This is a genomic window from Streptomyces sp. 2A115, assembly GCF_052245575.1.
Taxonomy (GTDB): domain Bacteria; phylum Actinomycetota; class Actinomycetes; order Streptomycetales; family Streptomycetaceae; genus Streptomyces.
Genome location: NZ_JBQQCG010000041.1, coordinates 29,642 through 46,224 on the forward strand (window position 1 = coordinate 29,642; position 16,583 = coordinate 46,224).

The 16,583-nt window shown below is 70.1% G+C and carries 16 protein-coding genes; 5 read left to right on the forward strand and 11 right to left on the reverse strand.

Annotated elements, in window-relative coordinates; all coding sequences use genetic code 11:
• The first annotated feature begins 96 nt into the window (after positions 1 to 96).
• Together ACTWQR_RS30630 and ACTWQR_RS30635 are read left to right on the forward strand one after the other, a co-directional pair.
• Positions 97 to 918: an enoyl-CoA hydratase/isomerase family protein gene (locus ACTWQR_RS30630; protein ID WP_443230447.1), complete on the forward strand. Its 822-nt coding sequence runs from the start codon at positions 97 to 99 to the stop codon at positions 916 to 918.
• Between the two features lie 54 nt (positions 919 to 972).
• A complete protein-coding gene (locus ACTWQR_RS30635; protein ID WP_443230448.1) occupies positions 973 to 1,473 on the forward strand; it encodes a MaoC family dehydratase in 501 nt (166 codons plus the stop codon).
• Here the strand turns inward: ACTWQR_RS30635 and ACTWQR_RS30640 are convergent.
• The 3 genes from ACTWQR_RS30640 to ACTWQR_RS30650 form a co-directional block, all read right to left on the reverse strand.
• Positions 1,452 to 2,867: a glycoside hydrolase family 1 protein gene (locus ACTWQR_RS30640; RefSeq protein WP_443230449.1), complete on the reverse strand. Its 1,416-nt coding sequence runs from the start codon at positions 2,865 to 2,867 to the stop codon at positions 1,452 to 1,454. The genes ACTWQR_RS30635 and ACTWQR_RS30640 overlap by 22 nt on opposite strands.
• 114 nt (positions 2,868 to 2,981) lie before the next feature.
• Positions 2,982 to 4,583, reverse strand: coding sequence for a GMC family oxidoreductase (locus ACTWQR_RS30645; RefSeq protein ID WP_443230450.1), 1,602 nt, complete (start codon positions 4,581 to 4,583; stop codon positions 2,982 to 2,984).
• Positions 4,580 to 5,491, reverse strand: coding sequence for a crotonase/enoyl-CoA hydratase family protein (locus ACTWQR_RS30650; RefSeq protein WP_443230451.1), 912 nt, complete (start codon positions 5,489 to 5,491; stop codon positions 4,580 to 4,582). Before ACTWQR_RS30650 ends, ACTWQR_RS30645 begins: the two co-directional genes overlap by 4 nt.
• 100 nt (positions 5,492 to 5,591) lie before the next feature.
• Here ACTWQR_RS30650 and ACTWQR_RS30655 point away from each other — a divergent pair, with 100 nt between their 5' ends.
• From ACTWQR_RS30655 to ACTWQR_RS30665, 3 genes are read left to right on the forward strand one after another with little or no spacing between them, the layout of a single operon-like run.
• On the forward strand, positions 5,592 to 6,377 hold the full coding sequence (locus ACTWQR_RS30655) for an enoyl-CoA hydratase/isomerase family protein (RefSeq protein WP_443230452.1): 786 nt from the start codon (positions 5,592 to 5,594) through the stop codon (positions 6,375 to 6,377).
• Between the two features lie 3 nt (positions 6,378 to 6,380).
• Entirely contained in the window at positions 6,381 to 7,517 is a 1,137-nt protein-coding gene (locus ACTWQR_RS30660; protein ID WP_443230453.1) for an acyl-CoA dehydrogenase family protein, read from the forward strand.
• Complete coding sequence (locus tag ACTWQR_RS30665) at positions 7,514 to 8,536, forward strand: TIGR03617 family F420-dependent LLM class oxidoreductase (protein ID WP_443230454.1); 1,023 nt, start codon at positions 7,514 to 7,516, stop codon at positions 8,534 to 8,536. Before ACTWQR_RS30660 ends, ACTWQR_RS30665 begins: the two co-directional genes overlap by 4 nt.
• A gap of 47 nt (positions 8,537 to 8,583) precedes the next feature.
• Here the strand turns inward: ACTWQR_RS30665 and ACTWQR_RS30670 are convergent, their stop codons facing one another.
• From ACTWQR_RS30670 to ACTWQR_RS30705, 8 genes are all read right to left on the reverse strand, one after another.
• Positions 8,584 to 9,366 carry a FadR/GntR family transcriptional regulator gene (locus ACTWQR_RS30670; protein ID WP_443230455.1) on the reverse strand — a complete coding sequence of 261 codons (783 nt, stop codon included), beginning with the start codon at positions 9,364 to 9,366 and terminating at the stop codon, positions 8,584 to 8,586.
• 88 nt (positions 9,367 to 9,454) lie between these two features.
• Positions 9,455 to 10,051 carry a GTP-binding protein gene (locus ACTWQR_RS30675; RefSeq protein ID WP_443230456.1) on the reverse strand — a complete coding sequence of 199 codons (597 nt, stop codon included), beginning with the start codon at positions 10,049 to 10,051 and terminating at the stop codon, positions 9,455 to 9,457.
• Positions 10,032 to 10,400 carry a DUF742 domain-containing protein gene (locus tag ACTWQR_RS30680; RefSeq protein WP_443230501.1) on the reverse strand — a complete coding sequence of 123 codons (369 nt, stop codon included), beginning with the start codon at positions 10,398 to 10,400 and terminating at the stop codon, positions 10,032 to 10,034. The genes ACTWQR_RS30675 and ACTWQR_RS30680 overlap by 20 nt, the downstream gene beginning before the upstream one ends.
• A 17-nt stretch (positions 10,401 to 10,417) precedes the next feature.
• A complete protein-coding gene (locus ACTWQR_RS30685) occupies positions 10,418 to 10,846 on the reverse strand; it encodes a roadblock/LC7 domain-containing protein (RefSeq protein ID WP_443230502.1) in 429 nt (142 codons plus the stop codon).
• An 8-nt stretch (positions 10,847 to 10,854) separates the two neighbouring features.
• Positions 10,855 to 13,200: a sensor histidine kinase gene (locus tag ACTWQR_RS30690; RefSeq protein WP_443230457.1), complete on the reverse strand. Its 2,346-nt coding sequence runs from the start codon at positions 13,198 to 13,200 to the stop codon at positions 10,855 to 10,857.
• A 238-nt stretch (positions 13,201 to 13,438) separates the two neighbouring features.
• Positions 13,439 to 13,834, reverse strand: a complete 396-nt coding sequence (locus ACTWQR_RS30695) for a Zn-ribbon domain-containing OB-fold protein (protein ID WP_443230458.1) — start codon at positions 13,832 to 13,834, stop codon at positions 13,439 to 13,441.
• The gene (locus ACTWQR_RS30700) at positions 13,831 to 14,982 is read right to left on the reverse strand and encodes a thiolase family protein (RefSeq protein WP_443230459.1); all 1,152 of its coding nucleotides are present in this window, start codon (positions 14,980 to 14,982) and stop codon (positions 13,831 to 13,833) included. Before ACTWQR_RS30700 ends, ACTWQR_RS30695 begins: the two co-directional genes overlap by 4 nt.
• A 4-nt stretch (positions 14,983 to 14,986) precedes the next feature.
• Positions 14,987 to 16,561, reverse strand: a complete 1,575-nt coding sequence (locus tag ACTWQR_RS30705) for an AMP-binding protein (protein ID WP_443230460.1) — start codon at positions 16,559 to 16,561, stop codon at positions 14,987 to 14,989.
• Positions 16,562 to 16,583 lie beyond the last annotated feature (22 nt).

Genomic DNA, 16,583 nt, shown 5'->3' on the forward strand with positions numbered 1-16,583 from the left:
CGTCCTCGGTGCCCGGGCTTGCCGCCCGCTTGCTGCTCGCCGCTCGATACAGTTAGATAATTATAGTATCCACACTGAATACACCAGGAGCGCGACGTGACCGATCTCTACGACCAGTTCACGAGCCTGACCTTCGAGCGGCCCGCGTCCGGCGTCCTGCGTATCGTGCTCGATGCCCCGAACCTCAACGCCGTGGATCCGCGGATGCACGGGGAGCTGGCCGACATCTGGCCGGTCGTCGACCGGGACGAACAGACCCGTGCCGTGCTGGTGCAGGGAGCGGGCAAGGCGTTCTCCGCCGGAGGGACCTTCGACTCCATCGAGGCCATGACCGAGGACTACGCGGTACGTGCCCGGGTGATGCGGGAGGCACGGGACATGGTCTACGGGGTGATCAACTGCTGCAAGCCCGTTGTGTCCGCGATCCACGGCCCAGCCGTCGGCGCGGGCCTGGTCATCGGCATGCTGGCGGACATCTCCATCGCCGGGCGCAAGGCGAAGATCGTCGACGGACACACCCGGCTCGGGGTCGCGGCCGGTGACCACGCGGCGATCTGCTGGCCGCTGCTGTGCGGCATGGCCAAGGCCAAGTACTACCTGCTGACCTGCGAGACGCTCACCGGCGAGGAGGCCGAGCGCATCGGCCTGGTGTCCAAGTGCGTGGACGACGCGGATGTCCATGCGGAAGGGCTGCGCGTGGCAACCGCCCTGGCCGCCGGGCCCGCCAGCGCCCTCAGCTGGACCAAGCGGTCCCTCAACCACTGGTACCGCACAGCCCAGCCGATCTTCGAGGCCTCGCTGGGGCTGGAGTTCTTCGGTTTCGGCGGACACGAGGTAGTCGAGGGGCTCGCCGCCCATCGCGAGAAGCGCGCACCGGACTTCGAGGGTGTGGCCGGCAAGTACCCGCTCGATCTCTGACCCACGAATGCATACGGATGCATACGGTGCATGAGGATGCTTGAGGAGCCCGCAATGACGTCGGAGCACACCACCACCGAGATCCCCCCGCTGGTCAAGGGGATGACGTACGAGGACATGCCGAAGGGCCAGATCTTCCGGACCGCCCGCCGCACCATCACCGAGACCGATCTCGTCAACTTCGTCACCTGGGGCGGCTTCAACGAGCCCCTCTTCTGGGACGCCTCGCACGCCGCGGACGGCGGCTACACCGGCCGGCTGGTCCCGGGCGCGCTGACGTACTGCATCGCGGAAGGACTCGTCCTGCAGACCAACGTGCTGCACGGCACGGGCCTCGCCTTCCTCCACATGGAACTGACCGTGCAGGGTCCGGTGTACGTCGGCGACACCCTGCACGCCGTCGTGGAGACCACGGACTCCCGCCCCTCCAGCAAGGCCGGCCGGGGCGTGGTGACCAGCCGGATCACCGTACGCAACCAGCGGGACGAGGAGGTGCTCGTCTACACCCCGGTCCGACTGATCCGCGGCAGGGACTACGAGGCTCCGGCGCCCTGAGCCCGGGGCGCGGCCGGCACCAGGCTCAGACCGGCCGCGCGGCCGCCGTCGGGCGCGGTGGCGTCGGCGAACGCGCCACGGTGCAGCCAGTCGGAAGGGATTGGGGGACGCGGCGGGGGCTCGTGGTTCGGAACCGCCATCGCGTACAGGCGGGTGTAGCGGAACTTGGTCTCCAGGTTGTCGAGGACCGACCAGTACTCGTAGCCGCACACGTCCACTCCGGCCGCGACGAGCCGCGCCAGCCAGGAGAGCCTGGCGCGCAGCAGGGCCCGGCGCCGGGCGTCGTCGCTGTGTCCCGTCTCGTCGACCAGGTCCAGGTCGCCCATGCCGTTGTCGACGACGGACAGCGGCGGCAGGAGTTCTCCGTACAGCTCGTACAGGTCGGCGACGGCGTCGGCGAGTCCTTCGGGGATGATCGGCCAGCCGTAGGCGGTCGTCTCCACGTCATCGAAGGGGACGATGGCAAAGCCGAGGCCCACGAGCAGGCGGTTCACGTCATTGAGGGCGCTCTGGCACTTCCCGGACGGCAGCACGCGGGGCAGGTTCTCCGGTGCGGTGACGCGGAACGGGGTGTGCCAGGAGAGGCCCAGCAGGTCCTGGGCGGTCGCGATGACCTCCAGGTCGCCGGGGCGGACACAGCCGGTGGCCTCGGCCGGTGAGACGTCGTCCTCGGTCACCATGTGCTCGCCGAGCAGCAGGGGGTCGAGGAAGAGGCGGTTGGTCCAGCTCTCCAGGCGCTCCAGGGCGAGACGGTCGTAGGGGTCGTCGGTGGCCGTGTAGCCGCCGACGAGGGTGATCGTGGTCCCGATCCTGCCGCGTACGTCGGCGGCCCTGAGGGCCTGGGTCGCGAGTCCGTTGGCGAGCAGGATGTGGTGGACCGTGGGCAGCCCCGCCAGACCGATGCCCCGGCCCGGTGGATACATTCCGGCCACATGGTCCGCGAGCGTCGGCCCGGCCAGGTCGGTGGAGGTGATCCAGCGTTCCACCCGGTCGCCGAAACGGCGGCCCAGCTCGGCGGCGTACGCGGCGAAGTGCTCGGCGCAGTCGCGGACGAGCCAGCCGCCGGCGGCGTCCAGCCACGGCGGCAGTGAGCGGTGGAGCAGGGTCAGGCTGGGCCGCAGGCCCTGCGCGAGCAGGGAATCGAGCGCGCGGTCGCAGCGGCCCAGGGCATCCGGGTCCCAGCTGCCGGGGCCGTCGGGCTGGAGCCGCGGCCATCCGGCGACCATGCGGTGCGTGTCCGCGGCGACGCCGGTCAGCTGCCGGATGTCGTCGGTCCACTGCCGGAAGTGCCCGCCCCGCTCCGGCAGGGGCGGCGGCGGGGCCGCGATGGTGTCCGCGGTGGCGACCCCCCAGTCGACACCGCGAAGGGATTCGTGCAGGAAACCATCGCTCATGGTTACCGTCCAGGCGGTCAATGGTTTAGCGCATTCAACTGAATGCCCGCCGACCGGACGCTAACAGGTCAAACAAACTACGACAATGTTTCGGCCAGATCTCCCGATACGGGATCAGGCCGTCCCCAGGATGAGGTCGGCCGCCCTCCAGGCCATGGCCATGATCGGCGCGTTCAGGTTGCCGGACACCATGGTCGGCATGACCGAGCAGTCGACGACCCGCAGGCCCTCGACACCGCGCACGCGCAGCCCGCCGTCGACGACGTCGTCCTCGGCCGGGCCCATGGCGCAGGTGCCGACGGCGTGATAGCCGCAGCGCCCGTGCTCGAGGCCGGCGTCGATGATCTCCTGGTCCTCCCGCACCGCGGGGCCAGGCAGCGTCTCGGCCGTGATCCGTCCGGCGATCGGCTCGGTCTCGAAGAGTTCTCGCATGCGGCGAAAGAGATCGGTTCCCACCCTGCGGTCGTGGTCGGAGCCGTAGTAGTTCGGCGTGATCGTGAGCGGGGCTTCGGGGTCGGCGGACGTGATGCGCAGGCTGCCCTCGGCGGTGGGGCGCAGGATGTAGCCGAGGCCCATCACCCCCGGCTCGCGCTCCACGCCGGTCTCCTTGCCGGGGACGTCCGGCTTCAGGGACACCGGCGCGATGAGCAACTGCGCGTCGGGGCGGGCGAGTTCGGGGCGGGTCTTGAGGAAGGCGATGACGTCGAAGGCGGGCGCGGCCAGCGGGCCGCGCCGGGTGGCCAGGTATTTCGCGCCCGACAGGGCCTGCCGCAGCGGGGTGCTCAGGGCCTTGTTGTAGCCGAGGTCGTCCTTCAGCCGGTACTGGACGACGAAGCAACGGTGCTCGCGCATCCGGCCGCCCACGTTCGGGCTGTCGGCCAGGACGTCGACGCCCGCCGACTTCAGTGTCTCGGCCGGGCCGATGCCGGAGAGCTGGAGGATCTTGGGCGTGGCGATGCTGCCGGCGGAGAGGATCACCTCACGCCTGGCTCTTGCATCGGCCTCCTGGCTCCCGCTGCGGGTACGGACGCCCACGGCCCTGCCCTTGTCCGTCAGAACTCGCGTCACGGTCGTGTCCACCGACACGGTGAGGTTCGGCCGGTCCGCGACGGGGTGCAGGAAGGCGCGGGCGGCGCTGAACCGCTGCCCCTTCTTGATGGTGGCCATGGCGTAGCCGATGCGTTCGTCGTCGCTCGCGTTGAGGTCGTCGATGCGGTGCCAGCCGAGTCCGGTTCCGGCGGCGATCGCCTCCTCGCACAGCGGTTCCGGCCGAGGCGCGGTCGAGATGTGCAACGGCCCGCCCGCGCCCCGGGCTTCGGAGGCGCCGAGCGCGTTGTCCTCGATTTCCTTGAAGATCGGCAGCATGGCGTCCCAGCCCCAGCCGGGGTTGCCGAGCCGCTCCAACTCGTCGTAGTCGGCGCGGTCACCGCGGTTGTAGACCATGCCGTTGACGGAGCTGGACCCGCCGAGGGTCCGGCCCCGGACCCAGTGCTCGACGCGCCCGGTCGGTCCCACCGGCTCGACCGGGTAGTGCCAGGCGAACCGTGGGTCTCCCAGCAGCTTGCCGAAACCCTTGGGCATCCTGATCAGCGGAGTGGAGTCCCTGCCGCCCGCCTCGATCAACAGCACGGTCGTCTTCGGGTTCTCGGAGAGACGGTTCGCGAGCACGCAGCCCGCGGAACCCGCGCCCACCACGATGTAGTCGAACGTCGTCATCCCTGGCGCTCCGATGCCGGTGCGGATGCCGGTGCCTGCTCCTGCTCCCCGAAGGGGCGGAACTCCTCATCCTGCCACCAGGGGTAGACGGGTGGCATGTCCTTGCTGACCCGGCCCGGGAATTCGGGCGGTCGCTTGGCGAGGAACGACTCGACGCCCTCCACCGGGTCCGGGCCGCCGCCGATCTGGCTCATGATCCGCGAGTCGAGCCGGTGCGCGGTCATCGGGTGGGGCTCGCCGAGCATGCGCCACATCATCTGGCGCGACAGGGCGACCGAGATCGCCGAGGTGTTCTCGGCGATCTCACGGGCGAGTTCGTACGCCGCCGGCAGCAGCTCCTCAGGCGGGTGGACGGAGCGGACCAGCCCGGCCGCCAGGGCCTCGTCGGGACCGAAGACCCGGCCGGTCGCCACCCATTCCATCGCCCGCTGCATGCCGACGGCCCGCGGCAGGAACCAGCTCGCCGCCGATTCCGGCACGATGCCCCGGCGCGCGAAGACGAAGCCGAACTTCGCCGAGGTCGACGCCAGCCGGATGTCCATCGGCAGCGTCATACTGGCCCCGACGCCCGCCGCCGGGCCGTTGATCGCCGCGATCACCGGCTTGGTGCTGGAGAAGATCCGCAGCGCGACCCGGCCGCCGGTGTCCCGGTGCCAGGCGCCCGTCTTACGGTGATCGAAGGAAGAGCCGCCGGAGCTGACATCGGCGCCCGCGCAGAAGCCCCGCCCGGCACCCGTCACCACGACCACGCGGATGTCGTCGGCGGCGTCGGCCGCGTCCAGGACGTCGAGCAGGTCGGCCATCATCCGGGGGTTGAAGGCGTTGAGTTTCTCGGGCCGGTTGAGCGTGACGGTGAGGATCCGGTCCGCCACCTCGGCCCGCACGGTCTCGTACTCCTGCTCCGGCATACGCGTCCTCCGTCACTCCGGCGAGCCGTTTCCAGAAAGCTTAATTAGTTATAGCATTCAACTCTACTGACTCGTTCGTTCATGACTGATGGCGGTGGAGATGACGGACCTCTTGGTGACGGCCGTCGGGCCGGTCCGGCTGATCGAGCTGAACCGGCCGGACCAGCTCAACTCGATGAGCGAGGAGCTGCACGCCGGTCTCGCGTCGGTCTGGGACACACTCGCAGACGATCCGGAGGCCCGGGTGGTCGTACTCACCGGCCGGGGACGGGCGTTCAGCGCCGGGGGCAACTTCGACATCATGACCCGGGTCCAGCGCGACCGCGCCTTCCGGCAGCAGAACGTCGACGAGGCCCGGCGGATCATCACCGGTATGGTCCGCTGCCCGCTGCCGGTGATCGCGGCGGTCAACGGGCCCGCCGTCGGCCTCGGCTGCAGCCTGGCCCTGCTCAGCGACCTCGTCCTGATCGCCGACGACGCCTACGTGGCCGACCCGCACGTCCAGGTCGGCCTCGTCGCGGGCGACGGCGGCGCTCTTGTCCTGCCCCTGCTCGTCGGCCTGACCCGCGCGAAGGAACTGCTGTTCCTCGGCGACCGGGTGAGCGCCGAGGACGCGGTCCGGCTGGGCATCGCCAACCGCGCCGTGCCGAAGGACAAGCTCCTCGACGAGGCCATGGACCTGGCCGGACGGCTGGCCGCACTGCCCGCGCAGGCACTGCGCGAGACCAAGCGGGCGGTGAACCTGCACCTTGAGCAGGCACTCGCGACGGTGCTGGAACCCGCCCTGCTCGCCGAACGGGACAGCATGCACGCACCGGACCACATCGCCGTCGTCGAGAAGATCATCGCGTCCCGCGGTCGTCGACGAGCCGGCGAGGAGGGCTGAGGTATGGACTTCGCGTTCAGCGAGGAGCAAGAGCAACTGGGGCGCACGGTACGGGCGTTCCTGGCGGACACCTCGCCCGAGACCGAGGTGCGACGCCTGATGGAGACGCCCGAGGGCTTCGACCGGGCGCTGTGGCGCCGGATGGGAACGGAGCTCGGTCTGCAGGGGCTGGCGGTCCCCGAGGAGTACGGCGGCGCCGGGTGCGGGCCGGTCGAAGTGGGCGTGGTCATGGAGGAGATGGGCCGCGCGCTGCTGTGCGCACCGTTCCTGTCCTCGGCCGTACTCGCCACGACCACGCTGCTGCGCTGCGCCGACGAGGACGCCCGCAAACGCCTGCTGCCGGGCCTGGCCTCCGGCGAATTCGTCGGGACACTGGCCCTGACCGAGGACTCGGCCCGTTGGGACGCGGAGGGTGTTCAGCTCACTGCCCGTGAAACCAAGGGGAGTTGGCGGCTGACGGGGCACAAGATGTTCGTCCTCGACGGCGCCACCGCCGATGTCGTCCTCACCGTCGCCCGCACCGGCGAGGGCATCGGCGTCTTCTGGGTGGACGGCGACGCGGGGGGCCTGACCCGCGAGCCGCTGCCCACCATGGACCCGACCCGCCGCCAGGCGCGCCTCGACTACCAGGACGTACCGGCGACCCGGCTGCGTACGCACGCCGACGGCTGGGACCTGGTGTCGGAGGTGCTCGACCGGGCCGCGGTAGCGCTGGCCGCCGAGCAGGTCGGGGTGGCTTCCCGCGCGCTCGACACGGCGGTGGAATACGCCAAGGTGCGGCACCAGTTCGGGCGGCCCATCGGCTCCTTCCAGGCCGTGAAGCATCTGCTCGCCGATGTCCTCCTCGAGGTGGAGTCGGCACGCGCCGCCGCGCACTACGCCCTGCTCGCCGCCGAGAACGAGGACGCGGAGCTGCCCGCCGTGGCGAGTCTGGCCAAGGCGTTCTGCTCCGAGGCCTGTGTGCAGGCAACGGCGGAGAACATCCAGGTGCACGGCGGTATCGGCTTCACCTGGGAGCATCCGGCCCACCTGTATCTGAAGCGGGCCAAGACGTCACAGCTGCTGTTCGGGGATCCGGCGTACCACCGGGAGCTGCTCGCACGGAGAATCGGCATGGAAACGGACAAGGGAGCGGCATGAAGGTCGACGGCAAGCTCAATGTGTGGGGCACCGCGGAAGTCGTGGAGGAGGCCCGGCACCACGAGAAGGCCGGCTACGACGGCCTGTGGGCGTCGGAGTCCAAGCACGATCCCTTTCTGCCGCTGGTGCTGGCGGCCGAACACACCGACCGCCTGGAGGTCGGCACAGCCATCGCGGTCGCCTTCGCCCGCTCCCCCATGCAGCTCGCGTACACCGCGCACGACCTGCAGACCTACGCCGACGGGCGGTTCTCGCTCGGCCTGGGCAGCCAGATCAAGCCGCACATCGAGCGGCGCTTCGACATGCCGTGGAGCCGGCCCGCGGCCCGGATGCGGGAGTACGTGAGCGCGCTGCACGCCATCTGGGCCGCCTGGAACGAGGGCGAGAAGCTCGACTTCCGCGGCGACTTCTACTCGCACACGCTGATGTCCCCCTTCTTCTCTCCCCCGCCCGCACCCGGCGGCGCGCCCAAGGTGTTCGTGGCCGCGGTCGGTGAGGCGATGACCCGGGTGGCGGGCGAGGTCGCCGACGGACTCCTCGCGCACGGCTTCACCACCGAGCGATACCTGCGAGAGGTGACCCTGCCGACCGTGGAGGCAGGACTGGCCGGCTCCGGCCGCACACGGGGCGACTTCTCCATCTCCCACCTGCTCCTGACCGCAACCGGCCGCACGGAGGAGGAGATGGCCCGCGCGATCGACGGCACCCGTGGCCAGATCGCCTTCTACGGCAGCACTCCCGCCTATCGAGGGGTGCTGGAACTGCACGGCTGGGGCGACCTCGGCGACGAGCTGCACGCGTTGTCGACGTCCCGGCGCGAGGACAAGTGGGAGGCGATGAGCGGGCTCGTCGACGACGAGGTACTGCACACCTTCGCGGTCGTGGCGGAGCCGGACCAGGTCGCGGGCGAGATCCGGCGCCGGTACGGGGCGCTGGTCGACCGGGTGTCCTTCTACACCGCGTACGAGATCGACGCCGAGGTATGGGAGCCCATCGTCGAGGAGCTCCACAGCAATTGACGTCGCGTCAGCCGAGCAGGTCCAGGACGGTCAACTGCGACTGATGGTCAGCCGAGCAGGTCCAGGACGGTGGTCATGGACCTGTTCTGCAGCAGATAGTCCTCTGCCTCCTGGAGGTGGAGGCGCCACAACTCCTCGGCGGCCTCGGCCCGGCGCGCGGCGACCAGCTCGACGAGCGCGCCGTGGGCGCGGAAGCCCCGCCGGTTGGCCCGTACGTTCTCGGGGCTGCCGGCGTCGAGGTCGACGTGGGACCAGTTCGCCTGGTCGATGATGTGCCGGACCATGCCGTTGAGGACGCTCAGCGTCTCGTTGCCCGCCAGTTCGACGACGAGGGCGTGGAACTCCATGTGCGCGCGGATGAAGGCCGACGGGTCGTCCATGAGCAGCTCGGCCTCGGCGACGGCGGCCCGCAACCGCTCCAGGTCCTCGTCCGTGCGCCCCTCGGCCAGCAGACCGGCGCACGGTGCCTCGATGACCGTACGGGCGTCGTAGACGTCCTTGAGGGTCGTGCCCCGGTACTCGAGGACCACGCCGGCGTAGCGTGCGGCCACCGTGCCTTCCGGGGTCTGCACCCGTGCCCCGCCCCGGGCACCCCGGCGCACACTGATCAGCGACTCCGACTCCAGTACCCGGAACGCCTCGCGCAGCGTCGGCCGGGAGACGGCGAACTCCCCCATCAGCGCCGTCTCGGCCGGCAGTGCCTGCCCCTCTGTCAGCTCGCCACGCACGATCTTGCGGCGCAGCTGTGCCGCCACCAGCTCGGCCATCTTGGGGACCCGGACGTGGACACCGTTGACACCGCCACCACCCCGCCGCCCCGCCGCACTCATCACCGGGCCCACCTCCGTCCGACCCACAGGTGCGGGATACAGCCCGAGCACCGGGTAGACAACCCACCATACTAGATAACTGATTGAACTAGGTTACCGAGTTCGTGGCAATGAGATGTTCAGCCAGGGCGAGCAGCAGATCGCGGCCGACCGACCGCTGCCGCATGTCCCCCATCACCAAGGGGACTTCCGGGTCCAGGTCCAGCGCTTCGCGAATCTCCCACTCGTCGCGTTCCTGGCGGCCGTGGAAGCAGTTGACGCCGATCACGAAGGGGATGCCGCGGCTCTCGAAGAAGTCGATGGACGCGAAGCTGGAGTCCAGCCGTCGGGTGTCGGCGATGACCACCGCACCGAGCGCGCCGTGCACGAGGTCGTTCCACATGAACCAGAAGCGCTCCTGGCCGGGCGTCCCGAAGAGGTAGACCACCAGCCGGGGGTTCATCATGATGCGGCCGAAGTCCATGGCCACCGTGGTGGTGGACTTCCGCTCGACGCCTTCGACATCGTCGACGCCCACGCTCGCGACGGTCAGATACTCCTCGGTGCGCAGCGGCGCCACCTCGCTCACCGCCCCGACCAGGGTCGTCTTGCCCACGCCGAAGCCACCGGCAACAAGGATCTTGACCGCGGCCGGTGCCGAGCCGTCGTAGGCCCGGCCCGCCGGGTCAGAGTCTGCGAAGGCCATCCCTCACCGCCCGAAGAAGTGTCATATCCAATGTGTTTCCTACTGCTACAGCGATCGGTGGACGGGTGGTCGCCCTGCCCAGCGCGACCAGGTCGTCGATCAGGATCTTCGTGACCGCCACGGGCAGGTTCAGTTCTGCGGCGATCTCGGCCACCGCCGCGGGTGTGCGGCACTGCTCAAGGATCGAGCGGTGCTCGGGTTGCAGGCCACGCAACCCGGCCCGGCCGGGCGCCGGTTCGACGGTCGTCACGAGGGTGATCAGAGTGAGGTCGTCGCGCGCGGGTGCCGTCCGGCCCTGGGTGATGGTGTAGGGCCGTACCGACAGCGCTTCAGCGTCCCCCGCTTCCAGGCCGTCCATCCAGTGGCTCACTCACGTACACCGCCCTCGTCGGCGGGCGCACCGAAGCGTGCCTCGGTACTCATACGCTGGCCCACTTGCTGCATGAGGGTGTGCATGGCCACGGCCATCAACTCGGCGTCCACTTCCTGGGATGCCACGACGGCCAGATGAGTGCCTCGGCCCGCGGCGGAGATGAACAGCCACAGGTCGGTCATCTCGACGATCACCTGATGCACCGAACCGCCATTGAACAGCTGCCCGACCCCTCGAGCCAGACTCTGCTGGCCGGTGGCCACGGCGGCGAGGCGCTCGGCGTCGCCGCGGGCGATGGTGCGGGACTGACTGACCACCAGCCCGTCGTCGGACAGCACGATGGCGTGGTGCGTGCCGGGAACCTGTTCGACCAGGCCGTCCAGCAACCAGTCGAGGTCCGGATGAGTGGCGGTCGTTCGCATTGTCATGGTCAGTCTTCCGTCGGGTTCCGTCTACGCTGCGGCAGCACGTCGGTGGGTTCGTGGTCGGTCGGGGGAGCATCGCGCCTGAGCATCCGGGACTGGCGTTGGAAGGCGCCGATCGTCGCGCCGGAGCGGGCGGGCGGGGACCGCCGGGCCGGTGCCTGCTCGTCGGTCGAAGGCGCCCGCGGGCCGGCGTTCGGGTCCCGCAGTTCGTCGGCGAGACTGGCCAGGCGCACCCGTTTGGGCAGTGGTTGCGCGTCCGGCGCGGCATTCACGCGCAGTGTGCCGTTCAACCGCGGTGCGCCCGCCATCTGCGGCACTCCGTGGGGACGCTGCGGCCGGGTCCACACATCACCGACGGGGACCGCGACTCCGGGCGGGCCGACGCGGCCGGTCACCAGCGTGTCCACGTCCGCGGCCGCCCCGTGCGCGTCCGCCACGGCCGCTTTGTGGGCCGGCGGCCAGGCGGCGTCGGCTCCCTCGGCCGTGGGCCCGGTCCCCCCGGGGGCGTCGACGACGAGTTCGTCGGGGATGAGGACGACCACCCGAGTGCCGCCGAACGAGGAGGGCCGCAGCTCCACCTGGATGCCGAGGCCGCGCGCCAGCCGGGCCACCACATAGAGGCCGAGCCTGACGTCGTCCGCCCGGGACATGACGTCCATGCGGGGCGGCTCGGTCATCAGCCGGTTGGCTTCGTCGTACTGCGCGTCGTCCATGCCCACGCCGCGGTCCTCGATCTCCACCGCGAGACCGCGCCCCACACGGGCGGCGTACACCTCCACCGGCGTCGGCGGCTTGGAGAAGCCCACCGCGTTCTCCATGAGTTCGGCCAACACGTGGATCACCAGACCGACCGCGCGCTCGGCCAGCCACACGCGCTCCTCGACGTCGATCTGGATCCGCCGGTAGTCCTGCACCTCGCTCTGTGCGGAGCGGAGCACATCCAGCAGCAGGACGGGCTTGCGCCAGCGTCGCTGCGGCTGGCCGCCCCCGAGGATCACCAGGTTCTCCTCGTAGCGCCGCAGCCTGGCGGTCAGATGGTCAAGGTCGAACAGTCCCTCCAGGACCTCGGGATCCTCGTGCCGACGCTCGAGCTCACTGAGCTTCTTCATCTGGAGTCCGATGAGCAGCTGGGTACGCCGGGCGATGCGCTGGAGGAGCTTCTCGAACCCGCGGAACTGCGACACCTGCGCCATCGTCGTGTCCAGCGCGCTGTGGCGCGCGAGGTTGAGCGCCTGGCCCAGCTGGCCCAGTTCGTCGTGGCCGTGCTGGATCGCGGGGAGTTCGGCGTCCAGGTCGACGACCTCTCCTCTGCGCAGGCGTTCGACCACGTCCGGCATGCGGGTCTGCAGGTCCAGGGCGGCGGCGCGCAGCGCGGAGATCCGCCGGCGCAGCGTCCGGGTGAGCAGTGCGGTGACCAGCATGACCACGACCACCGCCACCGCGCCCATCACGCTGGTGACGATCAGCCGCCGCACCATCGCGTCCAGCTCCTTCTCGGTGGCCGCCGTCAAGGTCACGGAGTAGGCGGCGTTGAGCTCCTGGAGCTGGGCGGCGACCGGCCCGACGCTGTCGCTCCACGTCTTGCCGAGATTCTCGGAGAACCTGTCCGGGTCGGCCTCGGAGGCGGAGCCGGACAGCACGTTCTGCTCGGCCGTCGTCTTCTGCTTCCAGGCGCCGCCCGCCATCAGCTTCCGGTAGAGCGCGGCCTGGTCGTCCGGGACGAGGGGCACGATCTTGTTGTCGTAGATGAATCGCTGGGAGCCGATCCATCCGGCGAGCTGCCCGCGTTCGGTGTCGGAGAGCCGTCCGGTCACCGAGCCGCGGGTGAACAGCGCGTTCTCGCGCGAGATCATCTCCATGCCCCAGACCGAGTCGATGGCCGGCCTGGCGAGATAGTCGATATTGGGCAGACCGACATGGCTCAGGGTGGTGAACAGGTTCAGCTGGCCGGAGATGAGGCTCGTATAGCGGTCGAACGTCTGCTGCTGCGAGGCGGTCCGCTGGTCCACCCCCGCCCGGTAGTCGGCCAGTTTCCGCAGGTTCCTGCCCACCTGGACGACGTTGCGACGAATGTCGTCCGGGGCGCTCCACTTGCTGTCGGGTAGTTCCTGGACGCTGGCGACGTCCGCGTCGGTACGGCTGCGATGCTCGCGCAACGCCTTCTGGTAGCCCTTGGGATCGGCGAGCGCCGCGCCGCTGAGCCGCCGTTCCTCCTGGAGGTCGAAGAAGGCGGCCATGATCGGACGTGCCGCCGCGTTGGAGGCCGCGTTGCGGTCCTTCTGATTCTGCCAGTCCGTGTAGAGCTGCGCGGAACTCGCCAGCCACAGGGCCACGAGTGTCACGCTGGGCACCAGAGCCAGGATGAGCAGGACCGTGCGGAGTGACGGCTGTCGCCGGGTTCCGCTGCTCCTTGGGTCTTGTCTCTTCGACGCACGCGCGTGCACTGCCACTGAGGTCCCCAGCGATGCTCCAAGTGACAGGCCGCTCCGTTGGGCCCGCACGATGACGCGCCGATGCTATCGCTGGATACCGCTATCTAAATACACTTAGTGCACTAAATTTTCACAGGCAACGGTTTGACCGATGCGATCAACTCTCCGGCACGAAACAAGGCAGCGTGATCTCGTCCGTCAAGGGCCGGAAGTCGACGCGTACGCGCAGGCCGATGACGACCGTGTCCGGATCGCCGGCGTCGACGTGGGAGAGCAGGGTGCCGCCGTCGTCGAGGTCGATCACGGCGAGCGCGAAGGGCGTGTCGAAGCCTGGGCCGGGTGCGCGGTGCACCACGGTCACCGAGTAGACGGTCCCCCGACCCGCGCTGGGCACGTACCGCCAGTCCGGCGCCATGCACCCCGGGCAGGCGGGCTCGGGAACGAAGAAGCGCAGGTCGCAGGTCGGGCAGTGCGGGACGACCAGGTCGCCGCCTCTGGCCGCATCCCAGAACGGCTCGGAGAGCGGGGTGGGGACGGGTACGGGCCGGCTCATCGGATCCTCCCCAGCACGCTCATCTCGTAGTGCTGTGCCCCGGATCCGGCGTTGCCGACGACCGCCAGTTCCGCGTCCTCGACCTGGTGCACGGCGGTGCCGCGCAACTGCCGTACGGCCTCGACGACTTTGAGCGTCATCTGCTGGGTCCCGTTCCACGCGTATGCCAGACAACCGCCGTCGGGATTGACGGGATGCTTGCCGCCCACGGCGATGGCACCGCTGGCGGCCAGTGGTCCGCCCTCGCCCTCCCCGCACAGGCCGAGTGCCTCCAACTGCCTGATGATCTCGAAGGAGTTGGGGTCGTAGAGCGAGAAGACGTCCACGTCGTGCGGACCGACGCCGGCCATGGCGTAGGCGCGGGTGGCGGCGTCCCGGCCGAGCTGCCCGACCTCTCGGTACAGCGCCGGGTTGGCGTACGCGGCCTGGTGGTACTCCATCCCGCCGCCGAGTACGGCGACCGGCGCATTCGGCAGATCCCGGGCCCGTTCGGCGGTGGTCACCACGAGGGCGGCGCCGCCCTCGCCGACGATGCAGCAGTCCAGCAGATGGAAGGGTGTGGCCACCATGCGGGAGGCGAGCACGTCGTCGGCCGTGTACGGGCCACGCCCGTACATCATCGCCTCCGGGTTGGTCGTGCCGTTGTTGCGGATGGTGGCGGCGACCTCCGCGAGCTGGCGGGAGGTCGTCCCGTACTCGTGCATGTGGCGTGCCGCCACCAGCGCGAACTGGGCGATGACATAGCTGCCCCACACATCGGCGAACTCCAGCGGCACACCCGCCCCGACGGGTCCCGCCCCGCGCGAGACCAGCTTGCAGCCACCGACCACGACGGTGTCCGCGAAACCGGCCTGCACGGCTGCCGCCGCCTTCAGCAGGCCCCGCGAGCCCGCGTTGTCGAGCATCGAGTCGCTGGTCCAGCGCAGGTCCCGGCCGAGCATGCGCGCCCAGGAGCTGCCCTCGCCGGGTACACCGCCCGGGCCGGGCCAGTCGACCTGGGCGCCGTCGACGTCCGCCGGGGTGAGCCCGGCGTCCGCGATCGCGCCGCGCACCGCTTCGAGGGCGAGGTCCATGGCGTCGCGGTCGGGCAGCATCAGCGCCTGCTCGGTGGCGTGCACGCCGACGACGACGGGCCGGCGGCTGTTCACAAGGTCACCGTCCCGCGCCGAGCGTGTCGCCGCCGGGATAGCCGCCGCCGCCGAAGCGCTCGTCCAGCGCCTCGTAGTCCTTGGCGTAGTCCTTGGTGCGGGGCAGTGCCTCGACGAACTCGACCGTCTTCGGCTTCTTGTACGAGGCGATCCGCGCCCGGCAGTGCTCGATGACGTCCGCTGCCGTGACCGGCTCGGCGTCCGGGCGGAGCACGACCACCGCCTTGACGTCCTGCGCCCAACGCTCGTTGGGCACGCCGATCACGGCGGCTTCCTTGACCGCGGGGTGGGACTCGACGCAGTTCTCGACCTCGGCCGGGAAGATGTTCTCGGCCGCCGACTTGAGCATGCGGGTCGTCGTCCCGAGGAAGCTGATCGTGCCGTCGGGCTCGCGCCGGCCGAGGTCGGTGGTGTGCCACCAGCCGTAACGGAAGCGTTCCTCGTTGATCTCCGGCCGGTTCCAGTAGCCGAGGTGCACGAGGTTGCCGCGGACGCAGATCTCCCCCGCCTCGCCGACCGCGCACTCCTGGCCGGTGCCGTCCAGGATGCGTACGGCGGTGAAGGGGCCTGGCCGTCCCGCGTTGCCGGCGCCCGTGCCGCCGTAGGCGCCGGTCACCGCGAAGCCGGTCACCTCGGTCTGCCCGTAGCCGCGGCCCTCGCCGCCGCCGTTGCGGGTGAAGCGGCTCTGGTCCGTGGGCACCGTGCCCTGCCACAGGGGCGCGGCGACACTGGCGCGCAGGTGGGAGAGGTCGTGACCGGCCTCGCGGTTCAACGCGACGAGCTGCGCGATGGTCGGGGGCATCAGATACGCGTGGGTGCATTGCTCCGCCGCGAGCAGCGGGAGCAGTTCCTCGGCGACGACGCGGCGGACGATCACGTTCTTGCCGCCGTGGACGAAGGCCGGGACGCCCCAGAACTGGTAGTTGCCGATGTGGAACATCGGTCCGGCGCCGAGGAAGGCGGTCTCCGTGCCGATGTCTCCCATCCACGCGGTGCTCGCGCCCATGGCCAGCAGGTTGCGGTGCGAGAGCATCGAGCCGCACTGCCGTCCGGAGATCGCCGCGGTGTAGATGACCAGGAGCGCGGAGTCGGGCTCGACGTCGGCGGCCGGGTCCTCGGGCGAACCGGAGGCCAGGAAGGACTCGTAGGAGTCCGGGCCCTCGGTGTCGTGGCGCAGCCACAACGCCCGGTGGTCGCTGCCGAGTTCGGCCCGCGCCTTGCCGACCGTGTCGCCGATCTCCTCGTCCTGCCAGACGACGACCTTGGGATCGAAGTCCTCGACGGCGAAGGCCATTTCGGGGGCCGCCCAGCGCCAGTACCCGGGGCAGACCATGGCGCCGATCTTCGCGGCGGCGCCGAGCAGCTCCCAGATCCGGAAGGAGTTCTGGCCCAGCCACAGGATGCGGTCGCCGGTGCCGACGCCCGCGTCCGCGAAGGCGCCCGCGAGTCGGTTGGTGCGGTCGTCCAACTGCGGCCAGGTCAGCCGGACCTCGCCGTCCACGAGGGCGACTCCGTCAGGGAAGGACCTTCGGTGCTCACGGATGATGTCGCCGAACGTCAGGCGGCGGGCGGAATGCATGCTGTTGGCTCCAAAGGCTTCG